The organism is Rhizobium sp. No.120 (assembly GCF_054558365.1).
Genome location: NZ_BAAJNQ010000016.1, coordinates 22769 through 47525 on the forward strand (window position 1 = coordinate 22769; position 24757 = coordinate 47525).

Genomic DNA, 24757 nt, shown 5'->3' on the forward strand with positions numbered 1-24757 from the left:
CGCCACTCAATGTGCAGGAGCCGGCTCAACCTCCGGTGCATCCTTCTTGTGATGATCGGCTGCGAGCAGCATATAGACCGCCGGCACGACGAAGAGCGTAAACAGCGTTCCGATGGCAAGACCGGCGGCAATCACGAGGCCCATGTTGAAGCGGGCGACAGCCCCTGCTCCGGTCGCTAGGATCAGCGGCACGACGCCGAGAACCATGGCGCCTGTCGTCATCAGGATCGGTCGCAAGCGAATGGCGCAAGCGCCTTCGATGGCTTCGCGTTTGGTCTTTCCTTCGGCTTGCAGCGTGTTCGCCACCTCGACGATCAGAATGCCGTGCTTGCTGATCAGCCCCATCAGCGTCACCAGCCCGACCTGCGTATAGATGTTCATCGACGCACCGCCGATGCCGAGGCTGATGAAGGCGAGCGCGCCTGCGATCGACATCGGCACGGACACGAGAATGATAAACGGGTCGCGGAAGCTGTTGAACTGCGCCGAAAGCGCCAGGAACACGATAATCAGGGCCAGCGCGAAAGTGGTCGCCATGCCGCTCGATTCCTGCACATATTGACGCGACTGCCCGCCATAGTCGACCGAGTAGCCCTGCGGCAATGTCCGCGCCGCAATCGACTTCAGCGTATTCAGAGCATCGCCGACGGCAACGCCGGGTGCCGGCACGCCGGAAATGGTGGCCGAATTCAATTGCTGGAAATGCGCGACCGAGCGCGGCGTGGCCTGGAGTTTCGCCGTGGCGATCGCCGAAAGCGGGATCTTGTTGCCGTTCACGTTTGCGATTGGATAATTCATGATCTGATCGATCGTCTGACGGGACCGTTGCTCCACCTGTGGAATAACCTGATAGGAGCGGTTGTCGATACTGAAATAGTTGACATAGCCGCCGCCCAGCATGGAGGCGAGCGCGGAACCGACATTGTTCATAGAGAGGCCGAGAGCCGAGGCCTTGCTGCGGTCGATCTGGATGGAATATTGCGGATTGTCGACATAAAGATCCTTCGTCAAGAAGATGAACTCGCCTGACTTTTGTGCCTCCTGCAGGAAGGCGGTGGACACCTCGTTGAGCTGCTCGAAGCCGCTGGTGCTGCCGATGGCGAACTGCACGGGCAGACCGCTGGCGCCGGGCAGCGGTGGTATCTGGAAGACGACGGATTGTCCGCCGGCGATCTTTGCCAGATCCGCCTGTACCAGCGGCTGCAGCTGATCCGCCGTTCTCGTCCGCTGGTCCCACGGCTTCAGCACCATGCCCTCGAAGGATGTACCTGGCACCTCGACCTGCAGGGTCTTGTCGGTTTCGGGGAAACTGCGGAAGATCTTGGTGACCTGGTTGGAATTCAGCAGCTTTTGCTGAAGCGTTGCATTGGGAGGGTTCGTCACCTGGGCGGCCAGGAAGCCCTGGTCTTCGTTGGGAGCCAGTTCGGTCTTGGCACTGGTATAGAGGAAATAGATGCTGCCCAGCACGATCACGGCAAAGACCAACGCCACCGGCACGGTATTCAGGCTGCCATGCAGCATACGCACATAGGGACGATGGATTTCCGAGAAGCGGCGATCTATGAAGTCGGAGATACGCTCTTCCCAGCCGCTGCGATCGGTCAGGTGCGGCTTCAGGATGCGCGAGCACATCATCGGTGTCAGCGTCAGCGCAATGATCATGGATACGGTAACGGCGCCGACCAGGGTGAAGGCGAATTCCGTGAACAATGCGCCCGTCAGCCCGCCCTGGAAACCGATCGGTACGTAGACGGCGACCAGCACCACCGTCATGGCCAGGATCGGCCCGACCAGTTCATGCGCCGCATCCAGCGCCGCCCTCATGGGTGTCGATCCCTCTTCGATGTGGCGGTTGACGTTCTCGACCACGATGATGGCGTCGTCAACGACGAGGCCGATCGCCAGTACCAGAGCGAGCAGCGTCAGAAGATTGATCGAGAAGCCGAAGATCAGCATCATCGCGAAAGTGCCGACGAGCGACAGAGGTATGGCGACGACGGGAATGGCGACGGATCGCGGAGAACCGAGGAAAGCGAACACGACGAAAATGACGATCAGGAGAGCTTCGACCAGGCTCTTTACGACCTCATCGATAGAAGTGGTGACGAAGGTACTGGAATCGTAGACGATGTAGCCTTCAAGCCCTTGCGGCAACTGCTGTTGGATGCTTGGAAAGACTGCGCGCACACCGGCGATCACGTCGAGGAGATTGGCCGTCGGGGCGATCTGGATCCCCATGAACACACCGTCCTGCCCATCGAAACCGATCTGGACGTCGGGGTTCTGGGATCCAAGCGCAACGGTCGCGACATCCTTCAACCGCACGATCGTGCTGCCGATCTGCTTAACCACCATTTCCTTGAATTCGTCGGTAGAATGCAGGTCGGTCTTCGCCGTCAGCACCGTCTGAGTCATCTGGCCGCGGGTGGTGCCGATGCCGGAGATGTAGTTGTTGGCGCTGAGCGCGGTCCAGACATCGCCAGCCGACAGGCCATAGGCGGCGAGCTTGTCCGGCTGCAGCCAGGCTCTCAAGGCGAAGGTTCGCGCGCCGAGAATTTCGGCCGTCTGAACGCCGTTGACCGCCTGCAATTTGGGCTGGACGACGCGCGTCAGATAGTCGGTGATCTGGTTGCTGGCCAGAACGTCGCTTCGGAAGCCGATATACATCGCGTCGATCGATTGGCCGATGGAAACCGTCATGATCGGCTGCTGCGTGCCCGTGGGCAGCTGATTGAGAACGGAGGATACCTTGGCGTTGATTTCGGTCATCGCCGCATCGGCACTGTAATTGAGCCGAAGATTGACGGTGATCGTCGACGTGCCGCTAGTGCTCGTCGAGGTCATGTAATCGATGCCGTTGGCCTGTGCGATGGCGTTTTCAAGCGGTGTCGTGATGAAGCCGGCGATGACGTCTGGCGCCGCACCGGGATAGGTGGTCGTCACGGTGACGACGGCGTTCTGGGTTCGCGGATACTGTCGCACGGTCAGCGAACGGAACGACTGGTAGCCGATCACGATAATCAGCGCGCTGACCACGAGAGCAAGAACGGGGCGCTTGATGAAGATATCGGTGATATTCATCGCCACACCTCAGTTGGGGTTTGCCGGATCCGCGTTGGGATCGTTCGACGGCTGCACATCGTTGTTGATGATGACGAGCGAGCCGTTGTTGAGTTTCAGCTGGCCCGACGTGACCACCACTTCACCCGCATTCAAGCCCTTGGTCACGGAGATCTGATCACCCCGCGCCTGCCCCGTGCTGACGAACTTCTGATTGGCGACGAGCTGCGGCTTTCCATCCGCCCCGTTACCCTTGTCGGTCACCACATAGACAACATTGCCATAGGGATTGATGGTAACGGCGGTCTGCGGCAGCGAGATATAATCTTTCGGCTCACCGACCACCACCGTTACGCTGCCGAACATACCCGGCAGCAACTTGCGATCGGGATTGGGGAAGGTCGCCCGAATGGTGATGTTGCGGCTCTGCGTGTCCACCAACGGGCTGATCGCCGTGATCTTGCCATCGAACGTTTGGTTCCCATAGGCATCGACCGTCGCCGTCACTGTCTGTCCGACCTTGAGCTGTGACAGGGCCTGCTGCGGCATGGAAAAATCGAACTGGATCGGATCGAGCGACTGCAAGGTGACGACTGCTGTACCAGCAGACAGATATTGGCCGAGGCTGACCAGCCTGATGCCAAGGTGGCCATCGAAGGGAGCGCGGATCGAATATTGATCGATCAACGCCTGCTGCGATGCAACCTGCGCCTGCGCCGCCTTCCAGTTCGCCAGATCGCTGTCGACCTGGCTTTGCGCAATCGTATTTGCCTTGATCAGCTTGGAATCGCGCTCATAGGCGATCTGTGCATTCGCCATCGACGCCTTGTATTGCTCCAGCGTCGCGATCTGTTGATCGGCAAGCAGCTGCACTATGAGATCACCCTTCTTGACGTCCTGACCATCTTCGAAGCCGATCTTCTGGACAATGCCCTGGACTTGCGCCGAGAGATTGGCGCCTTCGACGGCGTTGAAGCTGCCGATCGACTGCAGCGTCGTCTGCCACGGGCTCATTGCCGCGGTGATTGTCGAGACCGTCTGCGGTGGCGACTTGAGATTAGCCAGGTAGGCCGCAATCATGCGGTTCTTAAATGCCTGGAAGCCGAAGATCCCGCCAAGGATCAGGCCAATGACGACCAACATGATGATCATGCGCTTTATCATGAGTGTCAGCTCTACTCTTCGGGAATAGGTCGGGAGAAATTCTATTGGCGTCGACGCAACGAGATTTCGCGGCAACTCTATCAGAAGCCCTCCGGCGCCGAGGCAGTCGCAAGCATATGGTAGCCTGAGGCCAATCTCTGTATGGAAAGTAGCCTTTATCAAGGCTGACAGGTTCGATCAGCCAAATTCCTTGGCTGCTACGCCTGTCATGCAGCAATGGATTTCGCCCGCCGAAGACGATACTGATCTTGCAATGATTCCAGCTGGCGGCGTTTCGTGCGGCCATTCTCTGCAAACCTCACCAGCCAAACGCCAACGGCCGCCGCTTCACTTGATCAAGGATAAGTTGCTGATATCAGATCCACAACAGCCGGCTGCATATTCCTGAAGCCATATTTAATGGAGTCTTGAATAAAAGCAATCATGGCGTCGACCGCTGCTGCCATCCCAAATTGCCGCGGCATCGGCGATCCAGAAACGAGATGTATTGAGGAAGCGCTTCAGGCCTCAGCCACGCCGTGCCGCTTCGATTGTGGCCACATCGATCTTCCTCATGGTCATCATCGCGTCGAAAGCCCGCTTTGCCGGATCGCCGCCCTCACGCAGTGCGTCCATCAGAACACGCGGGGTGATCTGCCAGGATACGCCCCATCTGTCCTTGCACCAGCCGCATTCGCTTTCCTGGCCGCCATTGCCGACAATGGCATTCCAATAGCGATCCGTCTCCTCCTGATCCTCGGTATAGATCTGAAATGAAAAAGCTTCATTGTGCTTGAACACCGGACCGCCGTTCAATCCAACGCAGGAAACACCCGCGACCGTGAACTCGACGACCAGCACATCGCCCTGCTTGCCCTCCGGATAGTTTCCTGGCGCGCGAATGACGGCACCCATGGCGCTATTTGGAAAAGTCTCGACATAAAAATTGGCGGCGGCCTCTGCGTCTTTGTCGTACCACAGGCAAATCGTGTTCTTTGCCATTGTTCTCATCCTCCTACTCTCCATCTCCCGATTGTTGAAATAGGCGCGAGATCGGATTTCGCCACCCTCATAGATGCCATTTCGGCTGGGCAATGACCGTATTCCTGTCGTAATCTCGGCACCTTCTCAGATTGAAATAATTTGCGGGCGGCGCGGTTGTATTGCCGCCATATTGGCAGATGCCGCAACCTTGAGTAAATGATGGGGAACGGGGCCGTCGCCGTTGGTCAATTCACGATCGGTCCCCGGGTCGGAAATGCGCAGGAAATCGAAAAGCGGTTGCGCCGGTATTCTGGCCGCAGCCACTCCTTGGATATTTCGGTTCGCGCCAATCTGGTTGAAGAATGGGAACAATAAAAATGGACAGCTTGCAGAAGAGCCTGCTTTTACTTCTCTCGCCCTGCCTTTTGGTTTGTCTGGAGACTGCTCGCGCTGCCGATAGCGTGACGATTCCAGGATACGCCCCCAAAACGGGCGTCGAATACGTCTATCGCTCTCACAAGACCACCTCCACCGACATGTCGTTATGGTTCGATAAGCCGGCCGCGATCATACGTGGCGATTTCCGTCAGCGTATGACGGTCGTCTCGCGGAATACGAATAGCATGCAGGTTCGCTGGTCGCTCAGCGCGGATCTGCCGCAAGGTGCCGAAGGCGCCGTCGATTCTTACGCAATGAACGCCCTCTATGGAATTTCATTGTCAGCCTATGGTATCCGGCAACTGGAATATGAAGCGGGGTTGAACGGCTTCCCGAGTAAACTCGTCGGATTCGACGTAATCCTCCGTAACATACAGAATGCGGCTGCAGTCGGACCAGACGGCCTTTCTGTCACACCGCAAAGCAGTCTCACAAATATTATTGAGGGTATAAAAGGCAATCCGCTGCTGGTTATTCATAATCTCGCACCGGAAGCGGAGCTGCTCGCCACCATACAAGAGCAGGATGGCTCGACATACGATGTTGGCCAAACGGGAACGGCGTCGACGGTGGAATATTCGCGTGGGACGCCTGTTCCCGTCACCATCGAATGGAAGCTCGAAGCCGCGGATTTGGCCGATCAAACAGCCACTTTCAGCCTCAAAAAAACCTATGACAATGCGGCGTTTCAACAATCGCAGGCATCAGCCGCCGAGGGAGTGATCGCAAGTTTTGGCGAAAAGGCCAAGCAGCTTACTGGCGAACAATTGGCTGCCGCCAGAATTGCCAGCAAAAACGTGACGATGGCATTCATCGTGTCCCTGCGCGACGGCTCGACACTTGAAGCGACAGAAACAGTTGCTGCGGAAAGTGGCGGTATAAAGATTACTGCAATGAGCCATGTGTGGCGCGAGGACCTGCCGGCAAGTCTGCCCGAGCTGTCGAACTGGAACAGCCAAGCCATGTCCGCATCCGCTGTTGCTCTGCCAGGGCCCGGTACCAATTCCGCGACAGCCAAGTCGCACCTTTCCGACAGATCTGCGATCGAGGAAGGACAGGCCGCCTACAATAGTGGCAACTACGCCGCCGCCCTGCGCTACTGGAAACCGCTCGCCGATCAAGGGGAAGCGGCCGCGCAATATAAGCTCGCCGGGCTTTATCAGTTCGGTTTAGGTGTCGATCGCGATTCCGCCCTTTCTGTCACCTATATTCGCAAGGCAGCGGAGCAAGGTTGGGCGGAAGCGCAAAGCAGCCTTAGTGATCTCTATGCCGTCGGCCAAGGTGTTCCGCAAGATTATACGCAAGCGTTGATTTGGGGCCGTAAAGCAGCGGAGCAGGGGCTCGCTGTTGCCCAATATAATCTGGGATACAGCTACGAAAGCGGCCAAGGCGTTCCCCAGGACTATGCGCAAGCGTTGATTTGGTATCGCCGCGCCGCCGATCAGGACTTTGCCACGGCCCAGTACGCCCTCGGTCTCCTATACGACCAAGGTCTGGGCGTTCCGCAGGATTACGGTCAGGCGATCGTCTGGTATAAAAAAGCCGCCGACAAAGGCCTGGATGTGGCCCAAGGCAATCTGGGCAACATGTATGCATTGGGCCATGGAGTTGTGCGGGATCGGGCCGAGGCAATCAAATGGTTCCGTAAGGCGTCCGACCAGGGACTAGCGACTGCGCAAGAATCCCTGAAAAGACTAGAGGGGCAGGAATAGTCGCGTCTTCTCTTCTTTCGATAGTTTTGAGCTACTCTCTCTAGCGCGCTCTGCAACAAAGTTGGTGCGCGGCGCGATCCTTTCATGAAGTACGCAAATATGAAAGGCGAAATCATATGAGAAACATCGGATCGCAGATCGAAACGCCGCGGCTGCTGCTCCGTCCTTCGCGTCTATCCGATACTCCTGCTCTGTTCGAATTTCTGGGCGACAAGGAAGCCATGAAGCATACGCATGTGGACGTGACGCCTGGCGAATGCCGTCGCAGGATCGCGGTTCATGAATGGCGCCGGCGGCACGATGGATATGCACCCTGGACCGTTATCAGGAAGAATGACGCAAGAATCATCGGCTGGGGCGGCTTGTACGACGATCCGTTTGACCCAGGCTGGGGCTGCGAAATCGGATACTTTTTCCGTCGGGACGCCTGGGGATATGGATACGCATCGGAGTTGGTCGCCTCGGCCTTACATTTTGCCGACAGGGAGTTGCGGCTTGGCGAAGTCCGCGCCTTTGCCCATCCCGAAAACGCTGCTTCCAAGAAGATCTTGGAAACGGCAGGTTTCAAGACCATTCGCTTCGTTCCAGAGATGAATCGCCTGCTCCTTTCCAGAGTCAGGCGTGACAACATAGTAGATCGAGACCGATGAGAAGTACGTCCTCTCGCGAGAATGCATGGCGTGCAAAGTTTACAAGCACACGTCGCATAAAATAATATGACTTTTTTTCTCTTGTTTTGATCCGATGGCACGGCTATATCGCGCACGCGCCTCCGTTCGATCTCGTCGACAATAGTCATCAGGATATTTTCGTGACCATATTGAAATCAGTTTTGACCCTTTCGGCTCTTTGTGTGACCCTTGGTTTTGCCGTGTCGACAGCCTCTGCCGCTTCGACCACCTATCCCCTGACAATCGAGAATTGCGGCGCCAAGGTTACGTTCCAGAAGGCTCCGGAGCGCGCGATAGCGCTCGGCCAGAACAGTGCCGAAATTCTTCTTCTGCTCGGCCTCGAAAACAAAATGGCCGGTACCGCCTTCTGGCCCAACAAGGTTCTGCCGCAGCTTGCGGAAGCCAATTCCAAGGTCAAACTGCTGACGGTCGAGTTTCCGACCTTTGAATCGATCCTTTCGGAAAATCCCGATTTCGTTACCGCCGCACTACCGACCCTGATGGGACCGAGCAGCAAGGTGGCAAAGCGCGAGGACTTCGAAAAGCTCAATATTCCCACCTATGTTTCCCCCAGCATCTGCCCAGCCCAGGGCGCCTCTCAGGACAAATACGGCAATGCCGCCCGTAGCCAGCTCTGGAACATGAGCGCGCTCTACCAGGAAATCGACGATTTCTCGCAGATTTTCGATGTCCGCGACAAGGGCCAGGCGCTGGTCGCTGATCTGAAAAAGCGGGAAGCGGCACTGCGGGCGATTGCGCCGAAGGATGATAAGAAGCTCTCCTATGTCTTCTGGTTCTCCAGCCCGTCGCCATCTGCAGATGCCTATGTCGGCGGGAAGAACAGCCCTTCAGGTTATATCGCCGACCTCCTCGGCGGCCGCAATGCCATTACCACCGAAGCGGAATGGCCGACACTCGGCTGGGAGAGCATCATAGCCGCCAATCCGGACGTCATCGTCGTCGCCAGCCTCGACCGCAATCGCTGGGAGCTCGACAAGCCGGAAGCCAAGATCAAGTTTCTCACCGCCGATCCGGCCGTCAGCCAGCTTCCCGCGGTCAAGAACAAGGCCATCGTGGTTATGGACGGTCAGGCCATGAACCCGACCATCCGCACGATCTATGGCGCCGAGCAGGTGGCCCAGCAGCTCAAGGCCCTGGGTCTGCTGAAGTGATCGACGCATACCGCAACCTGCGGCAACTGGCTGCCTTCGGCCTGTTGCTGCTGGCCTCCCTTGCAGCGATCGGCCTGATCATCGGTATCAGCGTCGGCATCGGCGACCTGCCGATACCGCTGTCGACGACGTTCTACGCCATCACCAACAGGCTGGGCTGGACAGGCGTTGAGCTCAACCGCATCCACGAAACGGTCATCTGGGATTATCGCCTCAGCCGGGCATTGGTGGCGGCTTTCTGTGGAGCGGGCTTGGCGCTGTCGGGCGCAATCATGCAAGCGCTTCTTCGAAATCCCCTTGCCGAACCCTATGTGCTCGGCATCTCGGCGGGCGCTTCGACAGGGGCCGTAGCAGTCGTCATCCTGGGCGTCGGCGCCGGTGCCGTTTCACTGTCGGCAGGCGCCTTTGCCGGCGCATTCGCAGCCTTTTTCTTCGTCGCTCTGCTTTCGAACGGCACGCGAGGCGGTGCGGACCGCACTATCCTAGCCGGCGTCGCCGTCTCTCAGCTATTCAACGCCGCGACGTCCTATATCGTAACGACATCGGGGAACGCCCAACAGGCACGTGACGTCATGTTCTGGCTGCTTGGCAGTTTCGGCGGCGTCCGCTGGCCGGAATTCATGCTGGTATCGACGATCGTCGGCTTCGGGCTTACCGCCTGCCTGCTCTACACGCGCATCCTGGATGCCTTCGCCTTTGGCGACGAGGCAGCGTCGTCCCTTGGGGTCAATGTCGGGCGAGCGCGGATGGGACTCTTTGCGCTGACCGCGATGATGACGGCGACCATCGTCAGCATGGTCGGCTCGATCGGCTTTGTCGGTCTCGTCGTACCGCACACGGCGCGCTTCATCGTCGGGCCGCTTCACATCCGGCTGCTGCCGGCTTGTGCCATCATCGGAGCGATATTCATGGTGCTGGCAGATATCGCCTCACGCGCCCTCATTCCGCAGCAGGTCCTGCCGATCGGGGTGGTTACGGCGCTTGTCGGCGTCCCGTTCTTTGCGATCATTCTCTATCGGTTCCAACGCGCGTCATGAGCATCAAGGCCGACAATATCACCTGGAAAATCGGCGGAAAGACCGTGCTCGACGGCGTCTCTTTCGAGGCGCCCGCGGGAAAAATGCTTGGCCTGCTCGGGCCGAACGGCTCGGGGAAAACGTCGCTCCTGCGTCTGCTGGCCGGGTTGAAGAAGCCGAATTCCGGCCGCATCACGCTTGAAGGGCGCGACCTTGACAAAATGCCGCGCCGAGCGATCGCACGGCGTGTCGCCTTTGTAGAACAGCACAGCACGACCAATGCCAATCTCCAGGTCATCGACGTCGTAAAGCTCGGCCGATTTCCGCATCGGTCGATGTTCTCAGGCTGGACTTCGGCGGATGACGAAACCGTGGAAAGCGCCCTCGAGCGCGCCGGGATGAGGGAGAAACGCCACGACCGGTGGCAGAGCCTTTCGGGCGGCGAAAAGCAACGCACCCAAATCGCACGAGCCCTGGCACAGGCACCGAAGGAACTGATCCTCGATGAGCCGACCAACCATCTCGATATCCAGCATCAGATCAGCCTGATGCGCCTGGTTGCCGGCCTGCCTGTCACCAGCATCATCGCCCTTCACGATCTCAATCATGCCGCCATGTTCTGCGATCAGCTGATCATCATGCAGCAAGGCAGGATCGTCGCCTCCGGCACCCCGGAAGCCGTGCTGACAGAAGACTTGCTAGGAAATGTCTTTGCCGTCGAGGCAAGGATCGAGACCTCTCCCCACCACGCCCGGCCGCATATTCACTATCTGCGATGAGGTAATCCGGAACCGCCCCCTGATTGCCCTTGCCTCACCATGGAACCGAGCGCATCTTTCGCGATAAGCTCGGCGGGCTCGAGCGTTTCGAAGGGCATCGCAAGACGATCGCAAGGCGCCGGTCCTGGACATGCGGCGGATGGGGGAAGACATGACAGACAGGCTCAAGGGCAAGATCGCCATCATTTCGGGGGGCGCCACCGGCATGGGCGGTGCGGCCTCCCGCCTTTTCGCGGCCGAAGGCGCGAAGGTCGCGATCATCGACAGAAATGGCGATGCGGCGGCACAGACCGCGCGCGAAATCCGCGATGCCGGCGGTGTTGCCGACCACTGGGTTGCCGATGTCTCGAACGAGGCGGCGGTCAATGCGGCAGTCAAGGGCATCGAAGACCGCTTTGGCGCGGTAACCGTGCTCTTCAATCATGCCGGCACCATCGTCATCAAGCCGTTCCTCGAAACGACCCTCGAGGAATGGGAATGGCTGCACGGCGTCAATGTCCGCTCGATGTTTCTGATGACCAAGGCCGTACTGCCGGGCATGATAGCTGCCGGCGGTGGCTCCATCGTCTGCACCTCGTCGATCTCGGCTGTGGCCGCAACGCCGATGGAGGTGCTCTACGACACGACGAAAGGGGCGGTTCATATGTTCGCCCGCGCGATCGCCGTCGAGTTCCGTGATCGCAACATCCGCTGCAATGCCGTCTGCCCGGGCTTCATTCGCACGCCGCATGGGCTGCGCGAAGTGGCGGAGTTGCAAGCCCTCGGCGTCGATGTCTCGGATGCGGCAATCGCCGCGCAGCAGGGTCGGATCGGCGAGCCGGAAGATGTAGCGCGAGCCGCCCTCTATCTTGCTTCCGACGAGTCCAACTTCGTCAACGGCATCCATCTTTTCGTCGACAACGGCTTTACCGCGATTTGATCAGATAGAGCTATCCTCATCCACTCGCTTTCCTGACCGCAATTTCTACCCTGTTGAACGGCCGCCTCCTGGTTCGGTAACGTCGGGTAACGCGCCTGATGGCTCGTGGGACTTGGCCCGATATCAGAGGGCGACTGGTCGAGCAGCCGCAAGCCTGACCGACCGGTGATCAGTACGTGGTAAAACCCTCAGGTCATCCACTTGCGGTGCTCGACAAAGCGCTCTGCCAAAAGATCGATGAACAATCGCACTTTCGTCGGCAGATGGCTGCGGTTCGGATAGATGGCGCTGATGGTGAATTCCACGGCGCGATAGTCGGGCATGACACGCACAAGACGGCCGGCGGCGACCTCTTCGAAGACGATGAAGCTCGGGGCCAGAAAGATGCCCTGCCCGCTCGCCAAAAGAAAGCGCAGCGTCTCGGCATTGTTCGAGACGACATTGCCGGAAATCTTGACCCTCACTTGCTTCCCGTCGGCATCTTCGAAACGCCATTCGTCGCCGTAAGGATAATAGGTGTACTGCAGGCAATTATGCTCCACGAGGTCGGCCGGCACTTTCGGCATTGGATGCGTGTCGCGATATTCGGGCGAGCAGACCAGCATATGGCGCCAAGGCGCGAGCTTGCGCGCGACGAGCGTTGAATCCGGCGCCGGCAGGGTTCGGATCATGAGATCGTAGCCCTCCTCGACCATGTCGATCGACCGTTCGCCGACGTTGAAATCAAGCGAGATCGCCGGGTACAGCGTCATGAACTCGTTGACGACGGGGAGCAGGAAGCGGACGATTGCGCCGCTGGTATAGAGCTTCAGCGTGCCCCGCGGCATAGTGCTAAGCGCGCCCGCCGTCCGGTCGGCCTCCTCGAGATCGGCAATGATCTGCGAGGATCGCTCATAATAATATTTGCCGGTTTCCGTCAGGCTGACCCGGCGCGTCGTACGGTTCAGAAGCCGCACGCCGAGGTGATCTTCCAATGACTGCACATGGTTGCCCACCATGGTGACCGACATGTTGAGGCGGCGGGCGGCGGCGGAAAAACCGCCACATTCCACCACCCGGCCAAAAACTGTGAGGCTGGTCAAGCGATCCATATTGTCCTTAGATTATCCACTGTGACTTGATGATCCTTCCCGATTTGAGGAGATTATCAGAAGGATCGTTCGGACGCATCTTCATCGCATCAAAAATGACCCCGAACAAAGGGGTGGCGCACTGAAGGAAACGGACGATGGTCGAACTACCGCGCAACGAGGCATTCAAGAACGCAAGCCAGGCCGATGCTGCTCCAGTCAGCGAGGTGGTGAAATCTCCCGCGGCCGACATTCCGCAAGGAAGAGTTACCGACACACCCGTCGCAGCCGCCAGCCCTAAGGCAGATAGAAAGCTCATCAAGCGAGGCGTGTTGATCGCCGCGCTGCTGGCCGGTGTCGCGGTCGCAGCGGATTTCGGCTACCGCTACTGGACGGTCGGACGCTTCATCGAATCGACCGACGACGCCTATGTGAAGGCCGATTACACCACGATCGCCCCGAAGGTCGCCGGCTACATCAAGGACGTGCTCGTCAACGACAATGATCATGTCAAGGCTGGCCAGGTGCTCGCCCACATAGACGACCGCGATTTCCAGGCCGCACTTTCCCAGGCGAAGGCGGACCTCAAGGCCGCGGACGCAGCAATCGCCAATATCGATGCGCAGATCCAGCTGCAGCAATCTCTGATCGGGCAGGCCAAAGCAACGGTCGACGCGTCGCAAGCTTCTCTGGATTATGCGATATCGGATGCTGCGCGTTCGGCTCGTCTGATCACCAACGGTGTCGGCACGCAATCCCGTGCTGAAGAGACGGCATCGGCCAGAAAGCAGGCCGCGGCCTCTGTCGAACGCGACCAGGCCGCGCTCGTTGCAGCTCAAACCAAAGTCCCCGTGCTGCAGACCCAGCGAGACCAGGCAGCTGCCCAGCGCGATCGAGCCGCTGCCGCCGTCCAGCAGGCCGAGCTCAATCTTTCCTATACCAACATCGTCGCAGCCGTTGACGGCACGGTCGGCGCCCGCTCGATCCGCGTGGGACAATATGTAACGGCAGGTACGCAGCTGATGGCCGTGGTGCCGCTGCATTCGGTCTATGTCGTTGCGAATTTCAAGGAAACGCAGCTGACCTATGTACGTCCCGGCCAATCCGTCGAGATCAAGGTCGACAGCTTCCCTGACGTCACCATCAAGGGCCATGTCGACAGCCTCTCGCCGGCAAGCGGGCTCGAATTCTCGCTGCTGCCGCCTGACAACGCCACCGGCAACTTCACCAAGATCGTCCAGCGCATTCCGGTGAAGATCGTCATCGACGACGATGATCTCGCCGGGTTGCTGCGCTCGGGCATGTCGGTGGAGCCGGAAATCGACACCAAGGCCGCCCGAACATCGACAGCCGACACGCAGAGATCATCCAGCCACGCTGGATGATCCTTTCCGATCCGCATCGTTTATTGCCTCAGCATCGTCATGGAATTGTTCCGGCATGAGCCGGAAGGAGACACATCGTGGCCACTCTTCAGATCGCCGCAAACAATAATCCAGCCGCATCGCGGGGTGCTTCAACCGCTGCCGTCGTCCGACCGGCCATGAGCCCGCTGCGTATGTGGACCGCCGTGGTCGGCTCCACGCTCGGCGCCTTCATGGCTGTCCTCAACATCCAGATCGTCAATGCCTCGCTTGCCGACATTCAGGGCGCAATCGGCGCCGGCACGGACGATGGTGGCTGGATTTCGACCTCCTACCTGATCGCCGAGATCGTCGTCATTCCGCTTAGCGCATGGCTTGCCCGCGTCTTTTCCGTCCGCAACTATCTGCTGACCAACGCGATCCTTTTCCTGCTCTTTTCGGTCGCCTGCGCCTTTGCCGCAAACCTGCAGCAGATGATCATTCTGCGTGCCATACAGGGCTTTTCCGGTGGCGTGCTGATCCCCATGGCCTTCACGATCATCATCACGCTGCTGCCGAAACCCAAGCAACCGATGGGTCTTGCCCTCTTTGCCCTTTCCGCCACCTTCGCGCCGGCGATTGGCCCGACCATCGGCGGCTATCTCACCGAAAACTGGGGATGGGAATATATCTTCTACGTCAATCTCGTGCCCGGCGTGCTGATGATCGGCATGCTCTGGATCTCACTCGACCGCGCGCCGATGAACCTCTCTCTGCTCGCCAAGGGCGACTGGCCCGGCATCATCACCATGGCGGTCGGCCTTGCAGCGCTGCAGACCGTGCTCGAAGAAGGCAACAAGGACGACTGGTTCGGTTCGCCATTCATCGTCCGTCTCTCCATCATTGCCGCGGTTTCGTTGACGCTCTTTCTCATCATCGAGCTTCGCGCTTCTCATCCGCTCCTCAATCTGCGTCTGCTGATGCGCCGCAATTTCGGCTTCGGTATCGTCGCCAATTTCCTGATGGGCGTCGCCCTCTATGGCTCGGTTTTCATCCTGCCGATCTATCTGACGCGCATCCAGGGCTACAATTCCGAGCAGATCGGCATGGTGCTTGCCTGGACCGGCATTCCGCAGCTGATCCTGATCCCGCTGGTCCCGCGGCTGATGAAGCGCATCGATGCCCGCCTGCTGATCATTATCGGCTTCGCGCTCTTTGCTGCCTCGAACTTCATGAACATTTACATGACGGGCAACTATGCAAGCGACCAGCTGTTCTGGCCCAATATCGTACGTGCCGTCGGCCAGGCCCTTGCCTTCACACCGCTGACTGCAATTGCGACCGCCGGCATCGAACAGGAAAATGCCGGCTCCGCCTCTGCGCTCTTCAACATGATGCGCAATCTTGGCGGTGCAGTCGGCATTGCCGCGCTGCAGACCTTTCTTACAAAGCGCGAGCAGTTCCACTCGAACATTCTCACCAATTCAGTCTCGGTGTTCGAAGAGGCGACCCGCGCACGCGTTGCCAGCCTCACCAGCTACTTCATGAACCATGGGGTGAGCGATCAGGCGCTTGCAACGCACAAGGCCATCGTCGCGGTAGCCGCCAGCCTTCGCAAGCAGGCCAATATCATGGCCTTCAGCGACACCTTTTATCTGCTCGGCGTCGCGCTGGTCGTTGCCCTCGCCGCCAGCCTGCTTCTGAAGAAAGCCGGTCACATTGCCAGTGGTGCGGCACACTAAGCACCGCACCTCGAAGAGGAGGAGGCCGTCATGACCTTGCTGCAGGATATGCCAAAGACGGCAATTATGAATTCGAGAGTGACGCGCAGCGGCAGCATCGATACCGCGGCAACGCTGAGCCTGATCGAATGGCTGACTGGAGACGAATGCCATGCTCTCGATGAGGCCGGCCTGGTTGCGGGGCTCGGGCGCCGCCTGCAGGCCTTTGGCCTTCCTGTCGACCGATTGACGCTGCACCTGACGACGCTGCATCCCGAATTCATCGGCCGCACCTTCGCCTGGGCGCCTGGCGAACCTGTCGAGATCCATGAGCGCGAACATGGCTCACGCCTCGCGCTTGCCGATACGCCGCTCGTGAAGGCGCAGGAAATGCGCGAAGTACTCATCGTCGGCCCGGGCGAAAGCCCCTATGGCCGCTGGCAGCATATCGACATGTTTTCCGGACGCGGGCTTGTGCAACTGATCGTAGCACCACTTTGCAACGCCGACGGACCGATCAGCTGCGCGGCCTTCGCCACGCGGCGGCCCGGCGGCTTCACATTCGGCGAGCGGGATCTGCTCGGGCGCATTCTTCCGGCATTGCGCAATAGCTGCGAACTGCGCGTCCTCAGACAATGCGAACTCAGCCTTCTCGATACCTATATCGGCCCGCTGACGGCGAGCCGTATCCTTGCCGGACACATTCGTCGCGGCGAAATCGAATCGATGGAGGCGGCGCTTCTGCTGTGCGACCTGCGCGGCTTCACCGAGCTTTCCAACCGTCTGCCCGGCAGCACCGTCCTCGAGCTGCTGAATGCCTATTTCGACAAGGTAATACCGGCGATTACCCATGAGGGCGGTGAAGTCCTGAAATTCATGGGCGATGCAGTTCTGGCATTCTTTCCAGGCGCTGACACGTCCGGGGCCTGCGATGCAGCGCTGACCGCAGCAAAGACAATCCTCTCCGAGATAAGCGGGTTTGAATATTGCAACGTGCCAGTCAAGGTCGGCATCGCATTGCACTATGGCGAGGTGAGCTATGGCAATGTCGGCTCCGGCAACCGCCTGGATTTCACGTTGATTGGTCCTGATGTCAATATCGTTAGCCGCATACAGAACGTCTGCAGCGAAAGAGGCGAAGCACTCCTGATATCAGACGCGTTTCGAGCCAAGGCCGGAATAAAAGACGCAATCTCCGTTGGCCGGCAGAGGCTGAAGGGCTTTGCCGAGGCGATGGAGCTGTTCACGGTCGCTCATTGAAGCGGCACACAAGAGATGCGCGCAGGGCGTTAACGGGAGGCCGGTTCCTCTCCCACCTCCAGCCCGAATTTTCGCGCCTGGCATGTGTTGCATGAAATCAACAACCCATTTTTCCGTTTCCGAGTGGTTCCAGCACCAATTTACAAACAATCTGAATGTATATACCTATGTTGCCAGGAGCTAATTAGCTTGCGATCTGGTGGGGTATGTTTCAGCCGCCAGCTAACGAGGTTCCAAAGGGGTGGGGATAATACCCGCGGTCTATTGCAGATGCAGTGCCTGGTATTTGCTTCTTGTTGGAAGAAGCGCCTCCGGGACGGTCCATTATGCTCGCTCCTTGGAATGTCTACGATCAGTTACAACCAGGAGTTTAATAATGAACATCAAGAGCCTTCTTCTCGGCTCCGCTGCTGCACTGGCAGCAGTTTCTGGCGCCCATGCGGCCGACGCGATCGTCGCTGCTGAGCCCGAGCCGTTGGAATACGTTCGCATCTGCGATGCATACGGTGCAGGCTACTTCTTCATTCCAGGCACCGAAACCTGCCTCAAGGTCGGCGGCATGGTTCGCACCGAAGGCAAGTGGTACGACGCCTACAATGCCAATAGCCATAACGGCACTCTCTGGCATACCCGTGCTCAGCTAAGCCTCGACACCGCGACCGACACCGAATACGGTCCGCTGAAGACCAACACGGTCATCCGTTGGGACTGGCAGGAAGGCAACTCCACCTCCTCCAAGCTGCTGTTCGCAAACATCAGCCTCGGCGGCTTCCTGGTCGGTAAGGCCGATTCGCAGTTCAACTCCTACATCGGTTACGCCGGCGACGTCATCAACGACGACGTGATCTATGACGGTCCGTACGAACTCAATCAGCTGACCTACAACTACGATGCCGGTAATGGCTTCACGGCTGTCGTCTCGGTTGAAGACTCGAACTCCAGCGGCTCGGGCGCCGGCTACGGCGCAAGCTGGGCGTCGGACGACAAGGCTAACCACTACGCTCCTGATGTTGTCGCCGGTGCTGGCTTCAAGTCGGGCGCATGGGGCTTCAAGGTCGTCGGCGGTTACGACTCGATCAAGTCGGAAGGCGCCATCAAGGCTCGCGTCGATGCCGACTTCGGCGTCTTCTCGGCCTTCTTGATGGGCGGCTGGAACACCGATGGCGACAACCTGAACAAGTATGCCGGCACCAACCTGGCTCGTTCTTCTTGCCCGGCTAACGATGCATCGAAGTGCGGCTGGGGTGACTGGGCTGTCTGGGGCGGCGTTGGCGTTCCGATCAACGAAAAGCTGAAGTGGAACCTGCAGCTCGCCTACACCGACTCGAAGATCTTTGCCGCTACCACCAACGTCAAGTGGAACCCGGTCAAGAACCTGCTCATCGAGCCGGAAGTCTCCTACACCAACTTCGATTCTGTGAACCAGGATCAGTGGGCTGGTATCCTGCGCTTCCAGCGTAGCTTCTAATATCGAATTACCCGGCTTAGCCGCCGGGTATGAGAAGCCTGACGTTCCAATCCGTCAGGCTTCTTTCATCGATCGGTTGACCTCCGATCAAAGCAAAGGATCCGGTTTTCCCTCCGGCTCCTTTTATTACTCCGGCGAACCGGCACCCTTCCCGCCGTTAGAAACGACATCCGTCTGGCGCATAGTATCCCGCCTGATGGGCGGCGCGATCCAGCGCCTCCCTAAAATCGGGATGAGCAAGCGCGATCATCGCCTTTGCCCGCTCTGCCACCGATTTGCCCTTGAGGTTCACCCAGCCATATTCCGTAACAACGATATGGATATCGTTGCGCGACGTCGTTACCGGGCCCGTGAGGGTCGGAACGATACGAGAAAGCGTTCCCTTCGCCGCCGTGGCGTGACAGGCGATAATCGAGCGCCCGCCGCGTGAGCCGTAGGCGCCTCGGACGAAATCCACCTGTCCGCCCGAGCCGCTGAACTGCCGTCCGTTGACGAATTCGGAATTGCACGCACCATTGAGATCGATCTGCAGCGTCGCATTCACCGACACCATGCGATCATTCTGAGCGATGACGAACGGGTTGTTCACATAATCAACGGGATGCGCTTCAACATCGGGATTATCGTTTAGGAAGTCGTAGAGCGGCTTGTCTCCTAGCGCAAAGGTGAAGATGGTTCGCCCGACATGTATCTGCTTGCGACTATTGTCGACCACGCCGGCCCTGACCAGAGCGGCAAGTCCCGATGTCATCATTTCTGTATGGATGCCGAGGTGGCGGTGCTGCGATAGGCCGGCGCAAACTGCATCCGGCAACGCACCGATGCCCATCTGCAGGCAATCACCATCATCAACAAGCCCGGCAATGATGGCGCCGATCGCATCATCGACTTGCGAACGAGGCGCGGCAGCGAGCGCCGGCAGGCTTGCGTCATTCTCGACAACAGCCGCGACGCTCGACACCGGGATCATGCAATTGCCCCGCACATAGGGCATGCTGGGATTGACTTCGAGGATCAGCCGGGCACCGGGCTTGCGGGCGACCGCAAGGGCATAATCCGTACTGGCGCCGAGACTGAAATTCCCGTCCGCATCCATCGGCGAGACGGTAGCTATCAAGGTATCGACGCCGACATGTTCCACCAGGGAACGCGGCACCTGACTGAAATGGCACGGCACGATTTCGGCGGCAGGCAGCATCTCCGCCATTCGCCGCTTATCCAGGGCGCGATCCACCGCTCCATGAAAATAACTCATGGGAATGATGCGGTCGCGCAGGTCGAAGTCGAGCACGCTCGAGCCGGCGACGCCTGTACAAAGGAGATAGTACAGCCGGACATCGTCCACCGCGCCGGCCCGGGCCCGTTCGGCCAGCGCTGCAAGGATGGCAGGCGGCTGGCCGGCAGCGATCGGCATGGCGATCTTCGCGCCTGATGGTATCAAGGCAACGGCCTCATGGGCAGAGCGCACGCGTTCGCGATATTGCATCTGATGATCAGCGGCCATCGAGTCCCCTCCCCTGAATGCCACCCTCAGTACAATTTGGCATCCACTGCGGGATCGCAATCGGCCCTCCTCCGAGGCCGCCGCGAAGCGCTTGCTGCAGTAGAATGCGCTTACATAAAAGCGCCGAACCTGCTGTTTATGCAAGACCCGACATCACGTTCACACCGGCAAAAGCGAAACCGGCCACACCCTTCTCGAATGCAAGTTCCGCGGCCAGAGATGAAGGGAACGACAGTTCCCTCCATGCTTCGATTGATGATGGAGCTCGTCAGGCCTTGACGTCGACTGTGCCCATCATGCCGAGGTCTTCATGCTCGAGAATGTGGCAGTGATACATGCGCTGCCCCGGCAAATCCTGCCGCAGCAGCATGCGTACCGTCTCGCCAGCAGCAACGTTCACGGTGTCTTTCCACGCCCGGTAGGATGACTTTATGACCGCGCCATCCCTTTCGCGTTCGACAAGCTGGAACTGCGTCCCATGCACATGAAACGGATGATCCATATCCGCCTGATTGACGATCTCCCATAACTCGACTTGCCCGACCTTCGAGACTTGGTCTATGCGGTTCATATCGAAACTCGCACCATTGATGAGGAACTTCATCTCCATGCCTTCCATGGATTCCGTCAATTCAAAACGACGTGTGACTACCGGGTCCGCAAGGCGTTCGATGGAACGCAATCTCGCTGGAAGCGGCGGCACACCAGGTGCAGCCTCCTCTGAAACATTTGCGGTCAGCAGGGTGATGCCGGCATCCTTGGGCTTACCGGGTCCCATCCATCCGCGCTCATAGTCGAGCGTGACAAGCTTTGCCGCTCCCGGCCTATCGAAGGAGATGATGAGTTCGACGCGTTCGGCAGGTGCAAGCAGCAACTCGTCGATGCCGATCGGAGCCTCGATAAGACCGCCATCTGTTCCGACCAGCACCATAGCGGCATTCTCGAAGGTCAGCCGCAGGAAGCGCGCATTTGTCGCGTTGAAAAGGCGCAGGCGGCGCTTCTCCCCTTTCCTCGCGGTCAGCACCGGATTTTTCTGGCCGTTGACCAGCACATGATCGCCAACACGCCCGTTCATCACATCGATCATGTTGCTCGCCGGCATGCTTCCATCTTCGGCGATCCGAAGATCGGTGAACATCAGGACCGTATCGCCATATTCGGCAGGGATCGGGTCATCCTTGGGCTTCACGAGAAAGATACCTGCGAGGCCGCGATAGACCTGCGCGGCGGTGAAGCCGTGCGGATGGGGATGGAACCAAAAGGATGCGGCGCTGCCTTGCGGCAGATCGAAAGCATAGATGTGCTCGCTGCCCGAGGCGATAGGTTCCATGGGATTGCCATCCTGATCCGCCGGCACCGGCATGCCATGCCAATGAACCGTCGTCGGCTCATCGGGAATCCTGTTCCTGAAGCTGATCTCGATTCTATCGCCCTCATGCGCCTCGATTACCGGATTTCCGCCGTTATAGAGGAGCGCGGGCGTGTCGAGCCCCTCGGCGAAGCGGACCGAACCCGGTTCGGCGGTAAGCCTTGTTTTGAACAGACCGGCTTCGCCAGCCTCGTTCACCAAGCGCGGCAACTCGCGTAAAGGCTGCCCTTCCGGCAAGACAGGCCTACCGCCGGTCATCGGCATGTCATCAGCGCCGTTTGGCCCCATATGCCCCATGTCATGCATCATCTGGGCCGCGGCCGGCCCGGAAATCGCAAGGCCCGCCAGCCCTGCCAGAAAATTACGTCGATGCATCGATTGCTTCCTCTTACTCAGCGATATCCTCATAGGGCCGCTCACTACCGTGAACGCATCTGGACTGGTCGCGACTCCGGCGTCTGGATTGACAGAGTGATTCCTTAGTGACGGATCTGGCGCAGCCGCCGCAGGCCGTAATTTCAAGTCTCAGCTCCATGAGAATTCTCATCTGTTTTGATCTCATGCTGCTCAAAGTGAAGGTTCCAACCATGGTAAGGTCAAGTGTCCTCCAGCGAAAAATATGCTATTGACCTTCCCATGGTTGGAAGGCGCACCTTCCATCGGCGATATCAGGCAATGCCTGTCAGGAGAACATTCATGAATATCGGACAGGCGGCGAAAGCATCGGGCGTATCGGCCAAGATGATCCGCTACTACGAGGAGACCAGCCTTATCCCGGCCGCCGGCAGAACTGCATCGGGCTACCGCGACTATTCGGATACCGACGTGCATATGCTGCGTTTCATTCGCCGGGCGCGCGATCTTGGCTTCGCGGTTGCCGAAATCAGCGAGCTTTTGGAACTCTGGCGCGACGAAAGCCGCCAGAGCGCCGAGGTCAAGCACCTCGCTCAAGGTCATATCGCGGCACTGAAGAAAAAGATCGCAGACCTGCAGGATATGGAGCACACACTCACCATGCTCGTTAATTCCTGCCAGGGCGACCATCGTCCGCATTGCCCAATCCTGCAGCGGCTCGAGACCGATCAGGAAGACGAAAATCTGTCGATCCAGCCTCGACCCGGCGCGATACCGCGACCCCCACAGTGATCCCTGCCCGCCGACGTCTTGGTGGCGGGTTGCCGCCACAGAGCGTAGTCGGGATTAAATCCCTGCCAAGGCCTCTCAAGCTTCCTCCTCAAGGAATTGCCGGAGGCGCGGCACGACGAAATCGAGGAAGACGCGCACGCGCTGCGGCATGCGCGCACCACCGAGAAAGACCGCGTGAATCTGCTCTTCATCCGGCTCGACGACATCGGCGAGCACCTCAATGAGACGGCCGGCAGCAATGTCGGCTCGGACATGATAATCACCCATGCGCGCAAGCCCCACACCCGCCAGCGCCATACGCCGCACGGTTTCGCCATTATTGGCAAGCAGCGAGCTCGTCATGGCGCGATCGACGATACGGCCGCTTTCCCTGATCGGCCAGACGGGTGCAAGACGGCGGAAATTGAATCCCAGGCAATTGTGCCGCGAGAGATCATCGACGGTAAGCGGTATTCCGTGGCGATCGAGATAGCTGGGCGCGGCGACGATCTTGCGGCGGGCAATACCGATGCGCCGCGCAATCATGCCTGACGCCGGCAAGGCACCGACACGAAAAGCAACGTCGGTGCGGTCGAGATAAAGATCGACGATTTCATCGGACAGCGACAGATCTATGACGACATTAGGGTAGGTCCGCCAAAATTCCGGCAAGAGCGGCTCGAGGCCGAGCACGCCCAAAGCAACGGCGATATTGACCCGTACGGTGCCGCCCGTCGTCGCCGCACCCTGTGCCAGCTCCTGTTCGATCTCGTCAAGATCATGCAGCAGCGCCTGGCTGCGCTCATAATAGATCTGGCCCTCCGGGGTCAGCGACAGCCGTCGTGTCGAGCGTTCGACAAGCCGCACGCCGAGCCTGGCTTCGATGCGTGAAATCAGTTTGCTAACGGTCGAAGGCGTCATGCGCAGCAGGCGCGCCGCTTCTGAAAAGCTGCCTGCTTCCACCACGCGAAGAAATACCTGCATCTCACCTGCGCGATTGTCCACGAAGCACCTATTTTTGATTTTGTTTCATAAATAATGTGAAAACTCACCCAATTATCAAGTGTGTACGTTCACTCTATTTCATAGGCCGAAGGGATTGCGCCCTCAATCCGGCGCTCGTCCATTCTAGGCGGCCAAAGCTGCCGAGGTTTTCAAAAGGAGTTTTCGATGCTCACCGTTACTGCCCATGGCGCTTCAATTCCGGCGCTCGGCTTCGGCGTCTTCCGAATGTCGGACGCGGAAGTAGAGCATGTCATTCCAGCTGCGCTCGAGGCCGGTTTCCGTCATTTCGACACCGCACAGATCTATCAGAACGAGGAAGCGCTCGGACGAGCCCTGCAAAGGGCCGGTGCGCGACACGAAGAACTGTTCCTGACCACCAAGGTCTGGGTCGACAATTATAGTCAGGACAAGTTCGGCGCCTCAGTCGACGAAAGCCTCGACAAGCTCAAGACCGAACGCGTCGATCTCCTCTTGCTGCACTGGCCAGGCGACAAGGTTCCGGTCGCGGAGCAGATCGAAATGCTGAACACTGTCAAGGCAGCGGGCAAGACCCGCTTTGTCGGCGTCAGCAATCAGAATATCGCGCAGATGCGAGAATCGGTCAGACTTTCCAGCACGCCGATCGTGACCAATCAGGTCGAGATCCATCCCTATCTGCCACAGCACGCGCTCGTTGCGGCCGCAAAGGCAAGCGGCCTTGCGATCACCGCCTACTACGGAATGGCCGACGGTGCGGCGCCGAAGGATCCAGTGCTGCAGCGGATCGGCGCCAGATACGGTAAGAGCGCCGCGCAGGTTGGTCTTCGCTGGCTGATCCAGCAGGGCCACATCGCGTTGTCCAAGACGGCCAATCCCGAGCGCGTCAGGGAGAACATCGCGATTTTTGACTTCAATCTCGATGAGACGGATATAGCCGCCATCGCCGCTCTCGCCCGCCCGGATGGCCGCATCGTCAGCCCTCCAGGCCTCGCCCCCCAATGGGACGCCTAAGGAGTTTC

19 protein-coding genes are annotated in these 24757 nt (G+C 58.8%); 12 read left to right on the forward strand and 7 right to left on the reverse strand.

The window, feature by feature from the left end; genetic code table 11:
- Positions 1-6: 6 nt before the first annotated feature.
- From ACYJRZ_RS27945 to ACYJRZ_RS27955, 3 genes are all read right to left on the reverse strand, one after another.
- Positions 7-3081 (reverse strand): efflux RND transporter permease subunit, encoded by a 3075-nt coding sequence (locus tag ACYJRZ_RS27945; RefSeq protein ID WP_459464192.1) that lies wholly within the window; start codon positions 3079-3081, stop codon positions 7-9.
- 9 nt (positions 3082-3090) lie between these two features.
- Positions 3091-4212 (reverse strand): efflux RND transporter periplasmic adaptor subunit, encoded by a 1122-nt coding sequence (locus tag ACYJRZ_RS27950; RefSeq protein WP_459464194.1) that lies wholly within the window; start codon positions 4210-4212, stop codon positions 3091-3093.
- Between the two features lie 519 nt (positions 4213-4731).
- A complete protein-coding gene (locus tag ACYJRZ_RS27955) occupies positions 4732-5205 on the reverse strand; it encodes a VOC family protein (RefSeq protein ID WP_459464195.1) in 474 nt (157 codons plus the stop codon).
- A 359-nt stretch (positions 5206-5564) separates the two neighbouring features.
- Here ACYJRZ_RS27955 and ACYJRZ_RS27960 point away from each other — a divergent pair, with 359 nt between their 5' ends.
- The 6 genes from ACYJRZ_RS27960 to ACYJRZ_RS27985 all read left to right on the forward strand — a co-directional run bounded on the left by ACYJRZ_RS27960 (position 5565) and on the right by ACYJRZ_RS27985 (position 11894).
- Positions 5565-7337, forward strand: coding sequence for a tetratricopeptide repeat protein (locus tag ACYJRZ_RS27960; RefSeq protein ID WP_459464197.1), 1773 nt, complete (start codon positions 5565-5567; stop codon positions 7335-7337).
- Between the two features lie 116 nt (positions 7338-7453).
- A complete protein-coding gene (locus ACYJRZ_RS27965) occupies positions 7454-7987 on the forward strand; it encodes a GNAT family N-acetyltransferase (protein ID WP_459464199.1) in 534 nt (177 codons plus the stop codon).
- Between the two features lie 161 nt (positions 7988-8148).
- Positions 8149-9180, forward strand: coding sequence for an ABC transporter substrate-binding protein (locus ACYJRZ_RS27970; protein ID WP_459464201.1), 1032 nt, complete (start codon positions 8149-8151; stop codon positions 9178-9180).
- Positions 9177-10217, forward strand: coding sequence for a FecCD family ABC transporter permease (locus tag ACYJRZ_RS27975; protein WP_459464203.1), 1041 nt, complete (start codon positions 9177-9179; stop codon positions 10215-10217). The genes ACYJRZ_RS27970 and ACYJRZ_RS27975 overlap by 4 nt, the downstream gene beginning before the upstream one ends.
- Positions 10214-10975 (forward strand): ABC transporter ATP-binding protein, encoded by a 762-nt coding sequence (locus tag ACYJRZ_RS27980; protein ID WP_459464205.1) that lies wholly within the window; start codon positions 10214-10216, stop codon positions 10973-10975. The genes ACYJRZ_RS27975 and ACYJRZ_RS27980 overlap by 4 nt, the downstream gene beginning before the upstream one ends.
- A gap of 151 nt (positions 10976-11126) precedes the next feature.
- Entirely contained in the window at positions 11127-11894 is a 768-nt protein-coding gene (locus ACYJRZ_RS27985; protein WP_459464207.1) for an SDR family NAD(P)-dependent oxidoreductase, read from the forward strand.
- A gap of 188 nt (positions 11895-12082) precedes the next feature.
- Here the strand turns inward: ACYJRZ_RS27985 and ACYJRZ_RS27990 are convergent, their stop codons facing one another.
- The gene (locus tag ACYJRZ_RS27990; RefSeq protein ID WP_459464209.1) at positions 12083-12985 is read right to left on the reverse strand and encodes a LysR family transcriptional regulator; all 903 of its coding nucleotides are present in this window, start codon (positions 12983-12985) and stop codon (positions 12083-12085) included.
- Between the two features lie 137 nt (positions 12986-13122).
- On the opposite strand from ACYJRZ_RS27990, the gene ACYJRZ_RS27995 reads away from it, so the two are divergent.
- The 4 genes from ACYJRZ_RS27995 to ACYJRZ_RS28010 all read left to right on the forward strand — a co-directional run bounded on the left by ACYJRZ_RS27995 (position 13123) and on the right by ACYJRZ_RS28010 (position 18756).
- Positions 13123-14349: an HlyD family secretion protein gene (locus ACYJRZ_RS27995; RefSeq protein WP_459464211.1), complete on the forward strand. Its 1227-nt coding sequence runs from the start codon at positions 13123-13125 to the stop codon at positions 14347-14349.
- 77 nt (positions 14350-14426) lie between these two features.
- Positions 14427-16049 carry an MDR family MFS transporter gene (locus tag ACYJRZ_RS28000; RefSeq protein WP_459464212.1) on the forward strand — a complete coding sequence of 541 codons (1623 nt, stop codon included), beginning with the start codon at positions 14427-14429 and terminating at the stop codon, positions 16047-16049.
- A gap of 48 nt (positions 16050-16097) precedes the next feature.
- Positions 16098-17288 carry an adenylate/guanylate cyclase domain-containing protein gene (locus ACYJRZ_RS28005; protein WP_459464324.1) on the forward strand — a complete coding sequence of 397 codons (1191 nt, stop codon included), beginning with the start codon at positions 16098-16100 and terminating at the stop codon, positions 17286-17288.
- A gap of 376 nt (positions 17289-17664) precedes the next feature.
- The gene (locus ACYJRZ_RS28010; protein ID WP_412474955.1) at positions 17665-18756 is read left to right on the forward strand and encodes a porin; all 1092 of its coding nucleotides are present in this window, start codon (positions 17665-17667) and stop codon (positions 18754-18756) included.
- Between the two features lie 157 nt (positions 18757-18913).
- Here the strand turns inward: ACYJRZ_RS28010 and ACYJRZ_RS28015 are convergent, their stop codons facing one another.
- A complete protein-coding gene (locus tag ACYJRZ_RS28015; protein ID WP_459464214.1) occupies positions 18914-20260 on the reverse strand; it encodes an acetyl-CoA hydrolase/transferase family protein in 1347 nt (448 codons plus the stop codon).
- 268 nt (positions 20261-20528) lie between these two features.
- Positions 20529-22004 carry a multicopper oxidase family protein gene (locus tag ACYJRZ_RS28020; RefSeq protein WP_459464216.1) on the reverse strand — a complete coding sequence of 492 codons (1476 nt, stop codon included), beginning with the start codon at positions 22002-22004 and terminating at the stop codon, positions 20529-20531.
- 321 nt (positions 22005-22325) lie between these two features.
- On the opposite strand from ACYJRZ_RS28020, the gene cueR reads away from it, so the two are divergent.
- Positions 22326-22775, forward strand: coding sequence for a Cu(I)-responsive transcriptional regulator (cueR, locus tag ACYJRZ_RS28025; protein WP_459464218.1), 450 nt, complete (start codon positions 22326-22328; stop codon positions 22773-22775).
- A gap of 75 nt (positions 22776-22850) precedes the next feature.
- Here cueR and ACYJRZ_RS28030 read toward each other — a convergent pair whose 3' ends face one another.
- Complete coding sequence (locus ACYJRZ_RS28030) at positions 22851-23759, reverse strand: LysR family transcriptional regulator (RefSeq protein WP_459464220.1); 909 nt, start codon at positions 23757-23759, stop codon at positions 22851-22853.
- A gap of 165 nt (positions 23760-23924) precedes the next feature.
- Between ACYJRZ_RS28030 and ACYJRZ_RS28035 the strand changes: the two genes are divergently transcribed.
- Complete coding sequence (locus ACYJRZ_RS28035) at positions 23925-24749, forward strand: aldo/keto reductase (protein WP_459464222.1); 825 nt, start codon at positions 23925-23927, stop codon at positions 24747-24749.
- The last annotated feature ends 8 nt before the right edge of the window (positions 24750-24757 follow it).

Excerpts from the sequence above, each read along its gene's own strand:
- ACYJRZ_RS27980 (WP_459464205.1), top strand. The coding sequence starts at position 10,214 with ATGAGCATCAAGGCCGACAATATCACCTGGAAAATCGGCGGAAAGACC.
- ACYJRZ_RS27960 (WP_459464197.1), top strand. The coding sequence starts at position 5,565 with ATGGACAGCTTGCAGAAGAGCCTGCTTTTACTTCTCTCGCCCTGCCTT.
- ACYJRZ_RS27965 (WP_459464199.1), top strand. The coding sequence starts at position 7,454 with ATGAGAAACATCGGATCGCAGATCGAAACGCCGCGGCTGCTGCTCCGT.
- ACYJRZ_RS27985 (WP_459464207.1), top strand. The coding sequence starts at position 11,127 with ATGACAGACAGGCTCAAGGGCAAGATCGCCATCATTTCGGGGGGCGCC.
- ACYJRZ_RS28010 (WP_412474955.1), top strand. The coding sequence starts at position 17,665 with ATGAACATCAAGAGCCTTCTTCTCGGCTCCGCTGCTGCACTGGCAGCA.
- ACYJRZ_RS28005 (WP_459464324.1), top strand. The coding sequence starts at position 16,098 with ATGCCAAAGACGGCAATTATGAATTCGAGAGTGACGCGCAGCGGCAGC.
- ACYJRZ_RS27945 (WP_459464192.1), bottom strand. The coding sequence starts at position 3,081 with ATGAATATCACCGATATCTTCATCAAGCGCCCCGTTCTTGCTCTCGTG.
- ACYJRZ_RS28020 (WP_459464216.1), bottom strand. The coding sequence starts at position 22,004 with ATGCATCGACGTAATTTTCTGGCAGGGCTGGCGGGCCTTGCGATTTCC.
- ACYJRZ_RS27990 (WP_459464209.1), bottom strand. The coding sequence starts at position 12,985 with ATGGATCGCTTGACCAGCCTCACAGTTTTTGGCCGGGTGGTGGAATGT.
- ACYJRZ_RS27995 (WP_459464211.1), top strand. The coding sequence starts at position 13,123 with ATGGTCGAACTACCGCGCAACGAGGCATTCAAGAACGCAAGCCAGGCC.
- cueR (WP_459464218.1), top strand. The coding sequence starts at position 22,326 with ATGAATATCGGACAGGCGGCGAAAGCATCGGGCGTATCGGCCAAGATG.
- ACYJRZ_RS27955 (WP_459464195.1), bottom strand. The coding sequence starts at position 5,205 with ATGGCAAAGAACACGATTTGCCTGTGGTACGACAAAGACGCAGAGGCC.
- ACYJRZ_RS28015 (WP_459464214.1), bottom strand. The coding sequence starts at position 20,260 with ATGGCCGCTGATCATCAGATGCAATATCGCGAACGCGTGCGCTCTGCC.
- ACYJRZ_RS28035 (WP_459464222.1), top strand. The coding sequence starts at position 23,925 with ATGCTCACCGTTACTGCCCATGGCGCTTCAATTCCGGCGCTCGGCTTC.
- ACYJRZ_RS27950 (WP_459464194.1), bottom strand. The coding sequence starts at position 4,212 with ATGATCATCATGTTGGTCGTCATTGGCCTGATCCTTGGCGGGATCTTC.